The 18,623-nt window shown below is 61.3% G+C and carries 15 protein-coding genes; 4 read left to right on the top strand and 11 right to left on the bottom strand.

Translation table 11 applies throughout. From position 1 onward, the window contains the following. Positions 1-54: 54 nt before the first annotated feature. Both GOB94_RS07160 and GOB94_RS07165 read right to left on the bottom strand, forming a co-directional pair. A complete protein-coding gene (locus tag GOB94_RS07160) occupies positions 55-702 on the bottom strand; it encodes a hypothetical protein (RefSeq protein ID WP_182278146.1) in 648 nt (215 codons plus the stop codon). Next, complete coding sequence (locus GOB94_RS07165; protein WP_182278147.1) at positions 695-1,126, bottom strand: DUF2251 domain-containing protein; 432 nt, start codon at positions 1,124-1,126, stop codon at positions 695-697. The genes GOB94_RS07160 and GOB94_RS07165 overlap by 8 nt, the downstream gene beginning before the upstream one ends. A gap of 80 nt (positions 1,127-1,206) precedes the next feature. On the opposite strand from GOB94_RS07165, the gene GOB94_RS07170 reads away from it, so the two are divergent. Next, a complete protein-coding gene (locus GOB94_RS07170) occupies positions 1,207-2,409 on the top strand; it encodes a hypothetical protein (protein WP_182278148.1) in 1,203 nt (400 codons plus the stop codon). A 56-nt stretch (positions 2,410-2,465) separates the two neighbouring features. After that, positions 2,466-4,442 (top strand): L,D-transpeptidase family protein, encoded by a 1,977-nt coding sequence (locus GOB94_RS07175; RefSeq protein WP_182278149.1) that lies wholly within the window; start codon positions 2,466-2,468, stop codon positions 4,440-4,442. Here the strand turns inward: GOB94_RS07175 and GOB94_RS07180 are convergent. From GOB94_RS07180 to GOB94_RS07195, 4 genes are all read right to left on the bottom strand, one after another. Continuing rightward, positions 4,420-5,145 carry a YafY family protein gene (locus GOB94_RS07180; RefSeq protein ID WP_182278150.1) on the bottom strand — a complete coding sequence of 242 codons (726 nt, stop codon included), beginning with the start codon at positions 5,143-5,145 and terminating at the stop codon, positions 4,420-4,422. The genes GOB94_RS07175 and GOB94_RS07180 overlap by 23 nt on opposite strands. 26 nt (positions 5,146-5,171) lie before the next feature. Beyond that, complete coding sequence (locus tag GOB94_RS07185) at positions 5,172-5,552, bottom strand: VOC family protein (RefSeq protein WP_182278151.1); 381 nt, start codon at positions 5,550-5,552, stop codon at positions 5,172-5,174. A 101-nt stretch (positions 5,553-5,653) separates the two neighbouring features. Continuing rightward, positions 5,654-7,030: a replicative DNA helicase gene (dnaB, locus tag GOB94_RS07190; RefSeq protein WP_182278494.1), complete on the bottom strand. Its 1,377-nt coding sequence runs from the start codon at positions 7,028-7,030 to the stop codon at positions 5,654-5,656. A gap of 176 nt (positions 7,031-7,206) precedes the next feature. Continuing rightward, positions 7,207-8,385 (bottom strand): alanine--glyoxylate aminotransferase family protein, encoded by a 1,179-nt coding sequence (locus GOB94_RS07195; protein WP_182278152.1) that lies wholly within the window; start codon positions 8,383-8,385, stop codon positions 7,207-7,209. 186 nt (positions 8,386-8,571) lie between these two features. Between GOB94_RS07195 and GOB94_RS07200 the strand changes: the two genes are divergently transcribed. After that, a complete protein-coding gene (locus GOB94_RS07200; protein WP_182278153.1) occupies positions 8,572-9,450 on the top strand; it encodes a hypothetical protein in 879 nt (292 codons plus the stop codon). Positions 9,451-9,564: 114 nt separating this feature from the next. Continuing rightward, positions 9,565-10,041, top strand: coding sequence for a GatB/YqeY domain-containing protein (locus tag GOB94_RS07205; RefSeq protein WP_182278154.1), 477 nt, complete (start codon positions 9,565-9,567; stop codon positions 10,039-10,041). Here GOB94_RS07205 and GOB94_RS07210 read toward each other — a convergent pair whose 3' ends face one another. The 5 genes from GOB94_RS07210 to GOB94_RS07235 all read right to left on the bottom strand — a co-directional run bounded on the left by GOB94_RS07210 (position 10,042) and on the right by GOB94_RS07235 (position 18,436). Beyond that, positions 10,042-11,424, bottom strand: a complete 1,383-nt coding sequence (locus GOB94_RS07210; protein ID WP_182278155.1) for a hypothetical protein — start codon at positions 11,422-11,424, stop codon at positions 10,042-10,044. Positions 11,425-11,459: 35 nt separating this feature from the next. Continuing rightward, on the bottom strand, positions 11,460-12,077 hold the full coding sequence (locus tag GOB94_RS07215; protein ID WP_255484333.1) for a sigma-70 family RNA polymerase sigma factor: 618 nt from the start codon (positions 12,075-12,077) through the stop codon (positions 11,460-11,462). Between the two features lie 167 nt (positions 12,078-12,244). Continuing rightward, entirely contained in the window at positions 12,245-14,170 is a 1,926-nt protein-coding gene (locus tag GOB94_RS07220; RefSeq protein ID WP_182278156.1) for an amidase, read from the bottom strand. An 812-nt stretch (positions 14,171-14,982) separates the two neighbouring features. Further along, positions 14,983-16,113 carry a PepSY-associated TM helix domain-containing protein gene (locus GOB94_RS07230; RefSeq protein WP_182278158.1) on the bottom strand — a complete coding sequence of 377 codons (1,131 nt, stop codon included), beginning with the start codon at positions 16,111-16,113 and terminating at the stop codon, positions 14,983-14,985. Between the two features lie 10 nt (positions 16,114-16,123). After that, positions 16,124-18,436, bottom strand: coding sequence for a TonB-dependent siderophore receptor (locus GOB94_RS07235; RefSeq protein ID WP_182278159.1), 2,313 nt, complete (start codon positions 18,434-18,436; stop codon positions 16,124-16,126). Positions 18,437-18,623: the final 187 nt, after the last annotated feature.

The following is an 18,623-nucleotide window of genomic DNA, read 5'->3' on the forward strand; positions in this document are numbered from 1 at the left end:
GCGTGGTCCTCCACGGAATCGATTGCGCCGCCCAGTATAGCGTCTTCCGGCGACTTAATGCGCCGAGGTTGCTGGCGGTGGCGTGCCGGTGTCCGATGGCGTTGTGGCGGCGGGGTCGGGGGTGAGGTCCATGTACATCATGTCGTTGGACATGACGGGGTACTCGTCGGGTTCGCCGGTCTGCATCTTGAGCCAGCTGAGGAGCTCGGCGGAGGACATGAGGAGGACGGAGTCGTGGCCGCAGTTGAGGGCGACCTGCTCGGGTTTGCCTTCGCCGGGAAGGGTGTCACCACCCTGCCAGCCGACGCGCCACTCGCCCGGACGGGCCTGCGCGAGAATGGTGAGCGAGCCGCCGGGGCGGTTGGCGGCGGCCATGTAGTCGGGTTCGAGCGCACAAACCTTGGGCGGGATCGGCCGTGTGTCCAGCTCGACCAACTCGACGAGGAAGCCGGTGTTGTCAGGCTTGGTGGCCCATTTGGCGATGGCGGGGTCGCCGGGCTTGACTGGAAAAACATCGCCGATCTGCACGGGCCAAGTGGGCATGGCGCCTGGCTTTGGGTGGCTGTTGTGCATGAGCAGGTAGAGGAAGAGGCGTCCGACGCCGGCGGTGAGGAGCAGCACCAAGGCGACCAGCCGCCAACCGGTGAACGGCTTTTTTGCAGGGGATGCGGCGGGAGTGGCCGGAGGCGTCGGCTCAGGCATCGACGTCCACCGCGTAGACAGCTGCTTCAAAGCGCTCGAGTGCGGCGGGGTCCCAGGCATGGGTGCTCTTGCGCCAGGTGTCGCCCTGCGCCTCCATAAAGTTGGGGAAGTCGGACCGGCAGAAGCTGATGCGGGCGGCGAAGTCGATGAAGGCCTGCGCGCTGCCGTCGATGTAGAGGACGCACTGCTGGCCGTCGCGCGACCACTGGATGGCGGCGAGGTACTCGCGGTCCGGCTCTTTGAGGGCGGACTTGTTGTAGATGAGCATGGAGTCGAGGATGGCGTCTTCATGCTTTTCGTGGGAGCGGTCGCAGGCGTAGAAGTACCCTGCCGGGCCTTCGTCCTCAAACACGGCCGTCCAGGGCACAGCGGGCGAGTTCGACGACAAGAAAGCGAGCCCGGGCGTAAAGGTCAACGTATCCATACCTCACCAGACTAACCTGAACGGCTGCCGGGGCCGAAAACTCGCCCCAAGAGCAATCCCGCTACACTAGAAGACAGACAATGAGATTGCGTGGCTTTTACATCGGCAGGCCTCAGCGCGTCGCGGCGCTGTTGTTGCTCGTCCTCTTCGGCGAGTGCCTCTATACCATCCAGCACCAGCAGCTTGATTCGACCGACTACCGCTATGCGCGCTGCGGGCGCGAGATGTGGGAGGCGCCGAGCGTTCTGCAGGGGTACTTTACGACGTGCGGCAACCTGAATGGCGATGGCACGTTTGCGTACCGGCTGGCGGGCTTTCCGCTGACGGCGCAACGGCTGGTGCTGCTGGGAGTGGACCACCTGCGCAAGCCCGAAGACCGCCTGTACGAAGGTGGCAGCTTGAACGGCAGCACGTGGGAGGCGCGGCACCAGCTATCGTATGTGATCTACCTGATGCGGCTGCCGTTTGTGTTCTTTGCGATATGGCTGGGGGGCGGGCTGTGGTGGGTGTCGAAACGGCTGTTTGGGCCGGAGGGCGGGGCGTTTGCGCTCTCACTGTATATCTTCTGCCCAGCGGTGGTCCGGTATGCCACGCATCCGAATAACGAGATCCTGGCGATGTGGGGGCTTTATGGGCTGATCTATACGTCGATTGGCGTGGCCCACGCGCTGCAGGGGCCGCGATATAAGTGGAAGCCGCGGATTGTGTTGCTGACCGTCGCGCTGGGGCTGACCGCAGCGGCGCACCTGCTGGCCGGGATGGTTGGACTGCTCGCCGGGGCGCTGTTCTTCTTCTACCTTGCAGAGCGGCGGCGGTCGTATGTGTCGCAGATCCTGATCTTTGCTGCGATTGGCGCGATGCTGATCGAGTTCGCGACGTTCAGTTTTCGGCCTACAGCGTTTCTGTACATCTTTACAGGCGGCGCGGGGCGGTTCTGGTTCTCGCTGGCGCTGGCGCGGCACCAGCTGTTTACGCTGGCGAATACGGGCATCCTTGTTTCGGCTGCGGTTGCACTGCTGATTTATTTCACGAGCCGACGGAGCCGGTACTTTGGCAATACCGCTCCGTTGCTGATGGTGGCCGCACTGCTGCCTCTTTATACGACACAGGTGGTAAGCGCGCCGTGGTTCTGGGCGATGCCGTTTCTGTTCACATTTATTGGCGGGGTGTTCGCGGACGCGCTTGAGTCTCGACAACGCAAGATCTTTTTGCTGCTGACGATTGGCGTGGTGGCGACCCAGGCGGCGCTGTGCTGGGCGACTATCGGCGGGCTTCTGGGGTGATCTGAGCCAACGCATCCAGCCTGGTGCGCTTCCTATATGAAAGCTGTGGCAAGATCATGGCACGGCTCTCGCAATCTCTGCCGCAGTACTTCACCCTACGACGACAGCGCAGTCCATGCGCGCACTGGCACCACGTCTTTCAGGGCCCGCACTTCCGAGGCTTCTCATCTGTGACTACGCACCGCTCCACGTCTCTCCGCTCCCTGGCCCTTGCACTGTCTGTTGCCACACTGGCGCTTGTCGGCTGTAAGCACCATGCCAAGGTCACCTCGATTTTTTCGAGCACGGATTATCCGGGCCAGCTTGAGGCGCTGATGACCTCGCCGCAGCTACCTGTGCTGCGCTGGCCGAACTACAGCAACTATCAGCCGCAGGTGCAGAGTTTTTACTCCGGCCACGACGGCGACCTGGCGTGGGTGAGCGGGGATGACCCTACCAGCACGGAAGCCACGCCTGCGGCGAAGCAGATGATCGACCTGTTCCTCCATGCCGACCTGAAGGGGTTGTGCCCGGACGACTATGACGGGCCGCGTTGGCAGGAGAGGCTGGACCGGCTGGCGAAGATCCGCGCGACGAAGGACTCCTCGACCGACGCGCAACGCGATGTGGCGCAGTTCGACCTTGCGATGACGGTGTCGGCGATTCGCTATCTCGACGACCTGCATCTCGGGCGCATCAATCCGCAGGCGCTGAACTTCGATATCGATGTGCCGACGAAGCGCGCGAGCTTCGACGTGGTGAAGCTGATCAATGATCAGATCTTGAGCAACCCCGATGTGGCTTCGGCTGTGGCTGCGATCGAGCCCCAGAACTCGCTGTACAAGGCCACGGAAGCTGCCCTGCCGCGCTACCTGACGTTGGCGAAGATGCAGAGCGCTGACCCGCCAGAGCCACTGCCTAGCCTGAGCGCCGGGGTGAAGCCGCTGGTGCCCGGCGACCACTATGCGGGGGCGGAGGCACTGCTCGCGCGGCTGCAGTTAGAGGGTGATGCTCCTGCAGATGACATATCCCCGCCTGCGGCGGATGCTTCTGCCCCTGTTCCAAGGCCTGCCAAGCCGGCCTCCACTGTTTACACGAAGGAGCTTTCCGAGGCGGTCAAGCATTTTCAGGAGCGCAATGGGCTTGAGGTGGATGGCAAGCTGGGCCAAGGCACGATCACCGCGCTGAACGTGACGATGGCGCAGGACGTGCAGAAGATGGACGACACACTGGAGCGGTTTCGGTGGCTACCGGACAACTATCAGCAGCCGCGCGTTCTTGTGAACCTGCCTGAGTTTATGCTGCGCGCCTATGGGCCGGACCACACGCTGGCCTTCACGATGCGCGTGGTGGATGGCGAGGCCAAGGGCTTCCATGACACGCCGATGTTCGTGCGGCTGATGCGCTATGTGGTGTTCCGGCCGTACTGGAACCTGCCGCCGTCGATCATCAAGAAGGAGATTGTGCCGCATCTGCAGAAGAATGGCATGGGCTATCTGGCTGCGCATGGCTATGAGGTCACGACACGCAATGGGACTGTGGTGCCGAACGCGACGCTCTCCGACATCGCGCACCTGCGTTACACCGTGCGGCAGAAGCCGGGGCCGCAGAACTCGCTGGGGCTGGTGAAGTTTTTGTTCCCGAATGAGTATGACGTGTACATGCACTCGACGCCGGAGCTGGCGCTGTTTGGGCTTTCGCGGCGTGACAAGTCGCATGGCTGCGTACGGCTGCAACATGCGGACCAGATGGCGCTGTGGGTGCTCGGCGGCGACCAGAAGGACCCCGAGAACCAGACGACTTGGGACGCCGACTCCGTGCACGATGCGATGAACGACGAGGACAAGAACAACAAGACGGTTGGTCTGCGCACACCGCTGCCTGTGGTGCTTGCGTATATGACCGCGCTGGCGGATGAAGATGGCAACATGCACTTCTTCAACGACATCTATGGCTATGACAAAGACCTTGAGACGGCGCTGGCGAAGGGACGGCCATATCCGCAAGGCACGGTGAAGATCAACCCGAAGCTTACTCCAGGCGAGACCGAGTAGCCTCCTGCCACTTGGGTTCGGCGCGGAGTTTCTTCATGAGGTCTTCGAGGCGCTGGCCGCGCTGTGACGTGAAGATGCGGTCGGTTGCGACGAACTCCGCGATGCGGTCGATGCGGAAGGTGCGGAAGTCGTTGCGCATCTCGCACCAGGCGGCGAGCGTCCAGACGCCGGACCAGAAGGTGAGCGCGAGTGGGCGCACGGTGCGGTGCTCGCCGCGGGACTCGTCCTCGCCGAGGCGTGTGTAGCGGAAGGCGAGAACGGTGCGGTTGAGGCAGCCTTTGTGCAGTGCGTCGAGCAGCTTGCGCTGCGACATGGTCATCTTGAAGCCTGGGGCGTAGAGCGCGATGGCGTCGAGGCGCGAGGCTAGCTCTGGCGGCAAAACAGCTTCGATGCGGGCGAGCGCGGAGTTGGCGGCGGCGACGTTTTCCGCGCCTCCCCAGGCTTTGACGAGGCGAGCGCCGAGCACGAGGGCCGTGAGTTCTTCGGGTGTGAACATGAGCGGGGGCAGGTCGAAGTCGCGGCGCAGCGTGTAGCCGACGCCGGCCTCGCCTTCGATGGGCTGACCGGCGAGCTGGAGATCGCGCACGTCGCGGTAGATGGTGCGCTCGGAGACCTGGAGCCGCTCCGCCAGCGCGCGGGCAGTCTTCAGGCGTCCGGAGCGCAGCATCTGGACGATGCGAAACAGACGGTCGGCTCGCCGCATTAGGCTCCTTTGTGATTGGGACCAGCTTAGAATAGGCTGCTGTGCAGGCCGACGTGGTTGCCCTCGGAGTCCTGCACGCAGGCGTAGAAGCCGAAGCCGCCGGGGATCTCGGTGCGCGGCACGAGGACCTTGACGCCGAGCTTTTCTGCGCGCTTGAGAGAGGCGTCGAGCTTGCCCTCGGCGTTGAGGTAGACGAGTGCCCCGGCGTTCGAGGGCTTGTGGCCTTCGCGCTGCACAATGCAGCCGCCTACGCCGCCCTGCTCAATGGGGAACATGTTGCAGGGCTCGGGGCCGGGAAACGCGCGCAGCTTGACGTCCAGCAGCGACTCGTAAAACTCGGTGGCCCGCTTGAAATTGGAGGTTGGAATCTCAAACCACGTGACGGCGTTGCTCTCAAACTTGCTCATGGGTGTCTCTCCTTCTGCGATGTGTGCGACAACTACACAGGCAGAGTAGAAAACTCCTCCTGACAGCATAGTGTCAGGAGGTTGTCAGGAGGGCAAGTTTTTTAGTAGGCGTCGCCGCCAGTGTCAGCGTGGGTGGTGTCGAGGTTTTCGAAGCGGGTGAAGTCTGAGAGATAGGCGAGCTTAACCGTGCCGGTGGGGCCGTTACGCTGCTTGGCGATGATGATCTCGGCCTGCCCCTTGATGTCTTCGTTCTCGCGGTCGTAGTACTCCTCGCGGTGGATGAAGGCGACGACGTCGGCATCCTGCTCGATGGAGCCGGATTCGCGGAGATCGCTGAGGAGCGGCTTCTTGTCGCCGGTGCGCTGTTCACTGCCACGCGAGAGCTGCGAGAGCGCGATGACGGGCACACCGAGTTCCTTCGCCAGCGCCTTGAGCCCGCGCGAGATGGCGCTGACCTCCTGCGTGCGGTTTTCAGAGCCCTTGCCGCCAGACTTAGGGCCGGTCATCAGTTGGAGATAGTCGATGACGATGAGGTCTAGTGCGCCCTCCTGCTGGCGCAGGCGGCGGGCCTTCGCGCGCATCTCCGCGAGCGTGATGCCGGGGGTGTCGTCGACGAACATCTTGGAGCTCATGAGGCGGTCAAGCGCGGCGATGAGCTTGCCCTTGTCTTCGCGCGGGATGAAGCCGGTCTGCAACTTGCGGCTGCCGACCATCGCTTCTGAGGCGAGCATGCGTCGGAGGAGCGACTCCTTCGACATTTCGAGTGAGAAGACCGCAACGACCTTCTGATCGCGGACGGCGCAGTTCTGGGCGATGTTGATGGCCCACGCTGTTTTGCCCATGGAAGGGCGCGCGGCGATGATGATGAGCTCGGAGTTCTGGAGGCCCGAGGTCATCTTGTCGAACTCAATGTAGTGCGTGGCGAGACCGGTGACCTCGCGGCCCTGCTCGTAGAGAGCGTCGATGGAGCCGAAGGAGTTGGCGACGATCTCGGGAATGCCGGAGAAGCCGCGCTGGATAGCGGAGTCCGCGACCTCAGCGAGCTTGGCTTCGACGTTCGAGAGAACGACGGTGGCGTCTTCGCTCTGGTCGCTGGCGGCGACCATGCCTTCGTTGAAGATGCCGAGAAGCTGGCGGAGGAGGCTCTTGTCCTTGACGATGCGGACGTAGCTCTCGATGTTGGGATTGCGTGGGATGCCCTCGGTGAGGAATGAGAGGTAGGCCGCGCCGCCGATGGAGTCGAGCTCGCGACGCTTGGAGAGAGCATCCATGACGGTGATGAGATCGACGGCATGGCCGATGGCCATGAGGTCCACCATCACACGGTAGATGCGCTGGTGCGAGTCGAGCATGAAATCTTCAGCATGCAGCTTCGCGGTAGCATCGGTGATCGCGACCGCGTCGAGCAGCATCGCGCCGAGGACGGTGATTTCGGTCTGCACGGATGCGGGCAGTCCGTTGTCCATCGGGTCGGGCATTGCGTGGAGGGCTGACAACTGAATTACTCCTAATAGACGGGCTCTCTAAGTTTCCGACCTACCACAAAGGCTGAGGAAAAGCCCCTGTGAGCTTGTTGGAAAAAGAGAGGAAAACAAGCACTAAAACTACAGCGGCGACCCGAAGGCCGCCGCCATTCTTCTGCTAAGTCTCTGAGCTACTTCGCCGCTGTCCGCTCCGCGTAGACCTTTTGCGCTGCGATGAGGCCGTCGCCGAACTTAGCGCCGAGCTGAGGGAGTGACTTGACGACAACCTGCTCCAGAGCGCCGATGAGGGCGATGGTGTCCATGTAGTCGAAGAAGCCGAGGTGGGCGATGCGGAAGATCTGGCCCTTCATCTCGCCCTGACCGTTGGTGATGATGGCTGCAAAGCGCGACTTCAGCTCCTTCACGATCAGGCCCGAGTCCACACCTTCCGGCGCGAGGACTGCCGTTGCGGCTGCACCGGGCGAGTTGGTGAAGAGCTTGAAGCCCATCGCTTCCACGGCTGCGCGCGTCATCGCGGCGATCGTTTCGGCGTTGTCCACCAACTTCTTGCGGCCCTCTACCAGATTGCCGTCCGCTTGCGCTGCGATCCAGTCTAGTGCCGCGCCGAGAGCAGCGATCAATGCGACTGCCGGTGTGTAGGCGCTCTCGCCGTTCTTCGCGTTCTTGCGCTCCTTGCGGAGGTCGAAGTAGTAGCGCGGGTTGTGCGTGGCTTCCATGCGGTCCCAGGCGCGGTCGCTGACGGCGAGGTAGCTGAGGCCAGGCGGGATCATGACTGCCTTCTGCGAGCCGCCGATCAGCACATCGACGCCCCAGGCGTCCATGTCCAGCGTGCTGGTGCCGAGGCCGGTGATGCCGTCGACGATCAGCAGGGCTTCGCTCTTCTGGTCCTTGAGCAGCTTGGAGATCGCCTCTACATCGTGGCGCGCGCCGGTGGAGGTCTCGTTCGCCTGCAGGAAGACGCAGCGGGTCTCGGGCTTGAGTGCGGCCTTGACTTCATCAAGGTCGAAGGTCTGGCCGTAGGGCTTGCTGACCAAGTCGACCTCGCAGCCGAAGGCCTTGCACAGGCCGCTCCAGCGCTCGCCGAACTTGCCGGCGCTGAGCACGAGCACGCGGTCGCCCGGCGAGGTGAGGTTCGAGACCGAAGCCTCCATGGCGCCCGAGCCCGACGACGAGAGGATGATCACATCGTTCTTTGTGCCGACAAACTCTTTGAGCTGTGCGAGCACGCGGGTGTACAGCGCGCGAAACTCCGGCGTGCGGTGGTGAATATCGGCCGCAGCCATCGCGAACTGCGCTGCAGGAAGAAGAGGTGTGGGTCCCGGCGTAAAGAGGCGTGTCTTCCGAATCATATGTCTCCATTGTATCGGCTGTCGGCGGCGCTTGTATCGCTGCTGGCAGCGCTCCGCTTGCGGCCTCTTCACGAAGAGTTCATCCCATTGCGGAACAGCGAAGAAAATAGGCGGGCGACTTGCCTCACGACCTGTGCATCCCAATGTGAGGACGCGAATCCCGTTTTCTTCCTAAGGAATGCGATCTTGAAAATCCAACCCTTCGCTGTAGTGTCGTTTATCGCGATCGTTGTCTTCTCTGTAAACCACGCGGCAGCACAAGATTCGACCTCACCCGCGTCAGGCCCTGCGCCCGCAACGGCCTCCAACTTCAGCTCATCGAACGTTCTGCCCGAGGGGCCCTCCGTTGCCGACAGCCGCGGCCAGGAACAGGCTGGGCCCGACCGAGAAACTGCGATGCGTCCCTTCTCTGCGCTTGGGGTCGATGTGAAGTTCGGTGTTGGCGGCATCGGGTTCGACGTCGCTACGCCGCTGGTGGCGAAGCTCAATCTGCGCGGTGGCGCCAGCTTCTTCTCCTATACAGTCAATAACCTGAGTGAGGACGGCTTCAACATCGACGGCACCCTCACCTTCCGCTCCGTCAATGCCAGCCTGGATTGGTATCCATTCCACAATGGCTTCCGCATCAGCCCAGGAGTCACGCTGTACAACGGCAATCGCTTCAGCGGCAACGCCTTCGTTCCCCCCGGTGACACCATTACCCTGAACGATACCGACTACACCAGTTCGCCCACTGACCCGCTCGTCGCGGCCTTCAGCAACCAGAACAACCGCTTTGGCAATGCGGTGGCGCCGAGCATTACAACAGGTTGGGGCAACATTGTGCCGCGCGCACGAGGCAGCCACTGGAGCGTTCCGTTCGAGATCGGTTTTCAGTACATCTCTCCTCCTAAAGTGCTGCTGAACCTCACCGGCACGGCATGCAGCTCCGATGGCTGCGGCGATGTGCAGAGCGATCCCACGACGCAGGCTAACGTCCTGGCGCAACAGAACATCATCAACAGCGATATTTACGAGCTGCGCTTCTATCCCATCGTCTCTATCGGCGTGGGTTACAAGTTTTAGCGCCGGTCTGCAGCGCACGCGCACCGCAGGCATACTTTGTGTGCGTGGGGGCTGCGGGTTCCGTTATAGCGCTTCCCTCTTCGTTTACTCTGGAAGATGAACAGGAGAGAAACGATGGCAACGATCGGCGATCAGCTTGGCAAGGACATCATCACGGCAATGAAAGCCAAGGAGGGCGACAAGCTCACGACCCTGCGCATGGTGAAGGCCGCGTTCAAGAGCAAGGAGATCGACAAGCGCGAGCCGCTGACCGATGCGGAGGAGCAGGCCATTGTGACCACCATGTTGAAGCAGCGGCGTGAGTCGGTGGAGCAGTTCACCAAGGGAGGCCGGCCCGAGCTTGCAGCGAAGGAGCAGGTGGAGATCGCACTGATCGACTCCTACATGCCCCAGGCTGCGGGTGAAGACGAGATTCGCGCCATCATTACTGCTGCGGTCGATCAGGTAGCCGCCAACAACGGCGGCACGCGCCCCAGCCAGCGCGATATGGGCGCAGTGATGAAGGTTGCCCAACAGCATATTCTGGCGAGCGGCATCCGCGCCGATGGCAGGCTGGTGAGCGAGATCGTGAAAGCCGAGCTGGTGAAGTAGTTACCGCAGTCTGAAGCGCACGAACAGAACTTCTCCTGTGGGCGTGGTGCCGTACGCCGCCTGCAGTACCTGTGGTGTGCGGTAGAGCGTGAACTGTGCTCCAGGCGCGGCGAGGACGTGTGGGCCTAACGCGAAGTCGCGGTCGTAACCGAAGCTATAGGCGGCCACGTGCCCGATGGGCGACTCGGCGAAGCCCGCGGGGAGAGCTTGGCCGGGTGTGAGCAGCAGCTCGTTGGAGCGGCCTGCGTTCTCCATGCGCGTCCAGATGTAGTTCTTTGCAGCGAAGTGCAGCAGTGCTTCGAGAAGATAGCTGTTCTCTTTGCTCTGGTCGGCGAGGGATTTTGTGCGTCCCCAGACAGCGGTGGCGGAGAGATCGGTGCGCGGCTCGGCTTCCATGGACATTGCTGGCAGGTCTTTTGCGCCAGAGGACATGCCGGGCATGGATGCCATGTCCATTCTGCTCATGCCGTCCATCTTCATACTTTGGCGCGAGAAGGTGTGGTGGTACATCACGCTCGCGGTCTGTCGCTGTTGGTCTTCGCCGGGATACAAGGCCTCTGGCGAGTGAATGTGCGCCGCCGAGTACTGCGCGGTCCAGTCGGCAGTTGGCGAGACGGTGAGACGACCCGCCGCGGAGTCGATGTTGTGTCCGTTGGGAGAGGGTTGAAACGCCCAGCGGTGTTCGTCGGGCTCGCCGCCGTGGAAGCCCGAGAGCTCCGCGCGCACCCACTTGTAGGTGAAGCCGCCGGTGACGACGTTGAAGGCGATGTGAGTTGAGTCTTCCTGATGATGACCGAGCGCGGCGATGGGGTCTTCGCTGGCCGACTGACGATGTGGGTAGGCCGTTGGGCCCACAGCCGGGTCGCCGACGGGCGCAGCGTACAGACTCAGCAGCGCGTTCTTGCCGAGCGGGAGATCGTAGAGCGCAGCGACCTCCATGAAGAAGTCGTGGGGATGTTGGCCGTCGACGATGGGTGTTCCGTAGGCTGTTTCGCCCTGCTGGAAGAGCTCCGGGAAGTTGCGGCGGCCGACGGTGGCGGGTTCGAGTGAGAGCATGGTGCGCACCGTGAGCACGCCAGCGCCGAGTTTGTGCTGCGCCATTGGCATGATCCAGTTGGTGGAGAAGAACGCATCACGGTTGCGCGGCGAGTTGGCCTGCTGCTGCGTGTTCGCTGCGAAGCCGTTGCCGTGCAGCATCAGCCGCCAGCCGTTGCGGTCGGTCATCATCATCGGCACCGATGTGCTCGCTGGCTCGATGCTTGTGCCCGAGCTGCCGTGCTGCTCTTCGGCTTCGATCAATGTCTTCGCGCTCATCGACATCTGCGCATGCAGCAGCGTTGGCGCAACCGCCAATAGACACACAACCCACCTTGAAACCTTCATGCACTCACACCTTCCGTGGCCCGTACAACATTTTGTTAGACCTGACTTACGTCAGGCCGTTTGCATATGCAATCGAGACACGCATGCACAGAACACGCACCGCAGAAGCGCGCCAGCTCCTTGCGCAGCGCTGCCCTTGCGCGATGTGCGCGTACGGCCGCGTTGCCCGTAGATAGCCCGTGCCGACGCGCGTACTCACCGAGTGACGCTTCATCGAGGTCCACCTCGCGCAGCACCTCGGCATAGGCCGGGCGCAGCATGGGCAGCACGTGTGCGATGCACCCGCAGACGAACTTCTGCGTGGAAGGGTCTGCAGTTGAGGGCTCCTCGCTGCCGAGCTCCACTGCGAGCCTGCTCAGCGCGCCGCTCTCCGTGGTGCTGCGGCGGTGGTGGTCGATGACCGCGTTGCGCAGCACGCTGTAGAACCACGCTGTTGCAGACTGTTCCTCACGGAGCGAACCCATATGCTCCAATGCGCGCATGTACGCCGCCTGCAGAATGTCTTCTGCAAGCGCGCGGTCGCCGACGCGCCGCTGCACGAAGCCGAGAAAGCTCGCGCGGCGCTCCAGCAGGGTTGTGAGGCTCTGTGTGCTCATGGCGTGTGCGGCGGCGAGGCGCTTACCGCGCCCCGTCGTCTCCTGTTTTAGCAGCACGGACAGCCGGGCCCCTCGCACTCGGGGCAGTTGCACTCAGGACAGCATGAGCAGGCACAATGGTTCTTCATCGTTCGTCTCCCTTCATCCCTTCAGATGACGTTCTGATCGCGAAGATGCGCGATCATACCTAGAGACGCAGCGGTGGCGAACCCATTACACCTCGGTCAGCTTAATTTCGGGTGCAGCTTCTGGAAGCCGGTCTTCAGCTGGTACGCGTGGGCCAATGCACAGGCCTTCGCATCCTGATAGAGCGGGGCGAGGAAGGTGATTGACACCGGCGTTCCCGGGCCGCCGGAGATATTGGGAGCTCCGTCCGGCCCCTCGGGCGCTGCGGGAGCGTCGTCGCCACGCACACCGTTTGGAATAATGACGGCCGGCTGGCCGCAGAGGTTCGTTGCGGAGAGCTGGATGCCGCTGCTGGGCGTGACGATGACATCAAAGGGAGCGAAGGCTTCGGTCATCTGCGCGAGTGCGAGGGTGCGGGCGCGCGAGGCGTTGATGTAGTCGACAGCTGAGTAGAAACGCAGGGTTCGGAAGGAGTTTGGCCAGTCGCCGGGGCTTTGGCCGATGAGCAGTTCGTCCTTGCCTGTGCGGGTGAGGTCATCGAACGCAGCAGCAGCCTCGGCCGTGAGCATGCCTGTGATGGAGCCGAAGGGGAACTTCGGCAGCTCCATCGGTATCAGCGTGATGCCCATCGAGCGAAGGACATCGAGGGTTTTGGTTGCATACTGCAAGTCATAGAGCTCGCGCTGATGGTTTGCCTTGATGCGCTCGACGCGACGATTGTAGCCGTCGAGCTCTTTAGCATCCGCAGGCTTCTCCGGGAGCTTGAGTTCGGGAGTATCGAAGGCGGACTTGATATATCCCACACGGAGCTTGCGGACGTCGAGGGTGAAGTCCGGGTTGAAGGCCGCGTTCTGCACGCTGAGGTCGTGCTGATCGGGCCCGTAGATGGTGTGCAGCACGATGGCGCAGTCTTCGACGGAGCGCGTGATGGCGCCGATCTTGTCCATGGACCAAGAGAGCGCCATGGCGCCGGTGCGCGGGACGAGGCCGAAGCTCGGCCGAAGCCCGCTGACGCCGCAGCGCGTGCTGGGTGAGGAGATAGAGCCTTGCGTCTCTGTGCCGATGGCAAAACCTACGCAGCCCGCGGAGACCGCGCTGGCGCTGCCGGCGGAGCTTCCGCTGGAACCCTGACGCGGGTTCCATGGGTTTCGCGTGCGCGCGAAGCGAGCCTCAGAACCCCAGAGGTCGCCTTGCGCGAGGGCCCCGAGCGTGAGCTTTGCGACGAGCACTGCGCCTGCTGCGTCCAGCCGCTTGACCACCTCGGCGTCATAGTCGAAGTGCTGATCCATGTAGGGGCCGGCTCCCCAGGTTGTGGGATAGCCTTTGACCGCGAGGAGATCTTTTGCGCCCCAGGGGATGCCGTGCAGCGGGCCGCGGTATTTGCCGGTGGCGATCTCGCGGTCTGCATCTGCGGCTTGCTTGAGCGCGCGGTCCTCAGTGAACGTGATGACGAAGTGCAGCTGCGGGTCGTAGCGGCGGAGGCGGGCGAGGTACATCTTTGTGAGCACCGTGGAGGTGACCTTGCGCGTGCGCAGCAGCTCGCTGAGTTCGCGCACGGTGAGGAATGCTAGCGACTCGCTTGCGGTCTCGGAGGAGGCGTTGACCTCGACGGAGACTTTGGGCGCGGGACCGAGCTTGATGGGCTTTCGCACGGTGTCGAGCACAGCGCCCGGCGGCACGGGGTCGAAGACCAGCGAGGGTGCGACGGAGTTCGGGATGTCGAGCTTGCGGACGGTCTCGATGCCGTTGCGCAGCGAGGTGAGGCCGTCGACCATTAGCCTGCGCTGTTCTTCAGTGAACGTGAGGCCGGAGATGGCGGCGGCCTGCTCGATCATCTCCGGTGTGATGGGTTTGAATGTAGGTGGCTCTGCGGGCGCGCCCGGCGTTTGCGCTACGGACGGCTCTGCTGCGAGAGCGAAGAGGACGCCGGGAAAGAGCGTCCCGCCGAGCCCGGCGGCGGTGGAGACAGCAAGAAAACGGCGACGCGTGGCGTCCAGCAGAGAGGCCTTCCCATCAGGAGTCATGGCCGCATTATTGCATCCTGGCCGCCTGTTCTTTGGTCTTCCGGGAAATCCGCACCAAGGGTGGTCTCACGCCACGTATCCAGATCCGTCTTAACCGACTCGAGCTTTTTGTAGACCAGGTCACGATCGCCAGGTTCTTCGCGCAGACGAGCACCCAGCGGAAGAAATACTCGGTAAGCCGTTTCCGCTCCGGTGTCCTCAGGACGTTGAGAAAGACCTCATGAGTCACGTCTTCCGCTTCGACCAGATCGAAGCTATTCTGCACGAGGAAGCGGACCACTTCAGGACGGCGGAGAGAGTGGTGGTTTCAAGTTCGAGCAGGCAGACATCAGAGCTGGCGGGCGCATCTTCCAATACCGGAACTGCGCTCAAGTGAGAGCGTCCATCCGCGCAGGCGGTGGAAGGAGCCACTTCAAGAGAAAGCACACGTCCAGCCATCGAACAGTCCTTCTTGCCACTTTGGCCGGCGCATCTTATACTCAGGGACTAATCGTCAGCCTTAGGGTTGTCGGTCTCAAGGCCCTCGCGACGCTTCGCCAAAAAGACAGTCGCGGGGGCTTCCTCGACACCTTTTGACGGAATCGATGTTCCCCACTTTTGTGGTCCCCCTAAATTACGACATCTTTGGTCCTATATCAAGGGTAAAGATACGCGAACGCTGAATTTTAGCCATAAATGGCTAAATCGTGCAGCGGTGTGAAGCTTGAAAAGCCCGATGATGAATCTTCGTCACAAGGCATCGGTATAGACCTGCCAGTATGATCACCCGTCAAGTCGCAACGGTGCACCTTCGAGCGGCACTCCAATAGTCGTTAACGCGAGAGCGATCGCCGAAGCACCCTGTTCCAGTACATAAGCAAACCAGTGATGGTCAGAAGCGCAAGAGCTAAACCCGAAGCAGCCCAGATAACTTTGATTGTGGTGCCCCACATGGTTCCAAAGTGGAGCGGCTGCATCAGCCAGAGAATCCAGTCACCGAAACCGTGCTTATAGCTATAGTGCCAGATGCTCAAAACGCGACCGTCTGAGGCATCGATCTGCACTATATCCCGGTACAGGAAATTTCCCGGACCACGAAGATCCATCGATGCATAGACGACGGGCTCAACTAACGAGGGGTTGCTGAGGCTGTAGAGGCGGCCACTCAGTGATGCGGATTGCGCCACACCGACGATCTGTTCGAGCGGCAAGCGAACCGTGCTTCCGGAAGCTGCGAGGGCAATCGGAGGGCGCATATTGCGGAGTGGCGCAACGGCGTTTACGACAGCCGCGACCTGCCTGTAGAAGCCGAAGTACACTCCCGAGAATGCCCACCAGAAGACGAGCGTCAGCGTCCAGAAGCCGATGGCGTTGTGAAGGTCAAAATTGATGCGCCGCCAGTTGGCTTGAAAGTTCACGCGCAGACCGCGAGTCCAGGCGCGAAGGCCCGGCCACCATAACACGACGCCTGTAAGGACCAGCAGGAGCAGTACGGCCGCACCAACGGCATTGACTTGCATACCGTAGTTCTCGTTTAGCAGCAAAGAGACATGCAGATCGTGGACCCACTGCACCCAGGTTCGTCCTTGCTTATAACTCTGTCCGGTGAGAGGATCAGCAACGAAATGGATAGCCTGGCCACCTGGGAAGTGAACATTCAGTTGGAACGCCGGGACCGTCTTCGTAGGTACGGTAATCAGGTCAATGTCAGCGTCATGGTGTTGTTTGTGAAATGCCGCGACCACCTGCGGGATCGTTGCTACGTGGTTCGCATCGAAGGCGGAGAGGCCATGTGGGAGGGTTGTGCCCGTGAGCTCATCTTCGAACACGAGCACAGACCCTGAGAGAGAAATGACGATCAGGTAGAGCGACAATACCACACCCGCCCAGAGATGGATCTGGAACAGCGCCCTCCGTATCCAGAGCTTGCGAGGATGATCGCGAAGTGTCGCCAGAAAAGACATGCTTGCCCAATTAGAACCGATATGCCGCCGTTCCAATCACATTGCGTGCATATCCGTAGTAGCAAGCAGTGAGTCCGGTGCATGTAGCGACGTATCGCCGGTCAGTCAGATTGGTAGCGTTGAGGCTGAAGAGAGTGTGGCGATACCCAAAACGTAAACCGGCATCGAGAAGCGCGTAGTTCGGAACAAAGAAGGAGTTGACCGCGTCGGCAGCGTTTTTACCGACGAAGCGAACTCCTAAGTTGCCACCCAGACCGGCGAAATGGCCACCCGCCTGGGTGTAGTCCGCTAAAGCGCTGAACTGTTCGCGGGGTGTCTGAGGCAGCCACTTTCCAATGTTCGCCGCCGTGACGTCGTTGACATTGTCCGTTGCGGTGAACGTATAGCCGCCGTGAAGATTAAGTCCGTGGGAAAGGCTGGCTACGCCTTCCAATTCCACACCGCGTGAGCGTACCTCTCCGTCCTGATGTTCGTTGAAGCTGCTGTCCGCGACGAGAACATTGGTCTCATTGATCTGGAAGACCGAGGCGGTAATAAAGCTGTTCCAGGTGCGAGGCTGAAACTTCACGCCGCCTTCGACCTGGCGGGCATCGGACGGAATGGCGGGCGTCGTGGAAAGCCCGGTCGTTGCGTTATAGACGAAGGTTCCCGCGTTGGGAAGGAAGCTGGTCGAATAAGCGAAGTAGGGAGCGATGCCGGAGTCCGTGAGATAAGTGACGCCGACGCGACCCGTAAACCGCTCGTCGAGGTGCGAGAAGTTCGCTCCACCTGGAAGGAAGTTGGTGATGTCGTTCTTCGCGAAATCCTGGCGGCCGCCCAGAGTAAAGATCAGGTGGTCGCGATATTTGATCTGGTCTTGCGCGTAAAGGCCGTGCTGCTGCAGCAGGCTGTTGTCGTCAAGATAAGGCGCGCCCGTTGGGATCGTGGTCTGCCCATATACCGGATGGTAGATGTTGAGGTCGCCGACGCCGAAGAGATAGTAACTAGTAGCACGCTGGTCGATGTGCTGGTAGTCATAACCGAACAAGACCGTCTGCTCCCAGTTGCCGGTCTTGAAGCGTCGTAGAGCGCGCGTGTCGACCGTATTGAAGCGGTTGGTGTTCGGTGTTGCAAAGAGGTAGCGCGAAACCTCAGTCTGACTCGTACCGTCGAAGCCATTACCTGCGATGGTCTGTGCTTTCAAGTCGATGTACTGGTAGCGATAGTTGGAATGCAGGTTCCAGCCGTCGCTGAACAGATGGTCGCCCGTGTACGCTACGGAGCCCTGGTCACGCGTGACGCGATCGTAGTCAGGCTCACCCAAGAAGGTGCTGACGGGAATGATGCCGTTGGGATTGGTGTTATAGAGAGTACCGTTGGCCGGAAGAAACTGGCTCCACTTGCTGCCGTCGTGTTGGTAGTCCGCGAGCACAGTGAAGTGGGTGCGATCGCTCGGATGCCAGGTCAGTGCCGGAGCAATCAGACGGCGGTCGTCTGGGGTGAAGTTCGTCTGTGTGCTGCTGTTGCGGATAAGTCCGAGCAAGCGATAACGGAAGACCTCAGTGCGGTCGAAAGAGCCTGTCGTATCGAAGGAACCCTGACGCCGGTCATACGCTCCGAACTGGCCTTCGATCTGGGTGGAGCGCCCAGCAAGCGGACGTTTCGTGACCTGGTTGATAAGACCGCCCGGCGGGATCTCACCGTAGAGCACTGAGCTGGGTCCCTTCAGAATCTCGACCGACTCGAGTTCAAATGGGTCGAGCTTGCCAGCGAGTGAGTTGAACCGCATGCCATCGCGAAAGATGCCAAAGGTCTGCGCATCAAAGCCGCGGATTTTAAGCCAGTCAAACCGGGGTTCAACACCATACTCGTCCGTCTGTACCCCAGGGGTGTACCGCAAAGCCTCATTCACAGTTATGACATTACGCGCTTCCATCTCATGCTCGTTCACGATCGAGATCGACTGTGGAACCTCCACCAGCAATGAGTTGGTCTTCGACCCCGCATTGGACTCATAGGGAACAAATCCCGTATCGGCAGTGACATTGACCGTGTCTGTCGCGGCCGAGATGACCATTACGACCTCCACCGTTCCGCTCGGGGCAGGAACTTCGACGGTCTGCGAGGCATTGGCGAAACCCGGAGTACGCACCAGCAACTGGTACTCGCCGGGGCGAAGGTCGAGCGATAAACGGCCATCTTCGGCTGTGATGGCGTTGTGGACTGTGGCTCCGCAATGCAACTCGACCGCCGCCCGTGGAAGAACCCCTCCAGAGGCGTCCTTCACCTCGATCGCCACAGGGACCGAAGCGGCTGCGCTCTCCTTGGCGCAACTGTCCGCCACTATGCTGGTGATCTGCGCGGCTTGGGCACTCGCCGATGCAGTAGAGAATGGCGCCCACCATGTAAAAAGAAGGACCAGGAATGAAATTTGCAGTGTGTACCGACGACGGCTTTTGTTTTGCGATCTTTTGAAGCACATGTGTGGTGAACCCTTCCCATGAAGAAAATCAGTCGGTCTAAGCAGGGCG

The organism is Granulicella sp. 5B5 (assembly GCF_014083945.1).
Taxonomy (GTDB): domain Bacteria; phylum Acidobacteriota; class Terriglobia; order Terriglobales; family Acidobacteriaceae; genus Granulicella.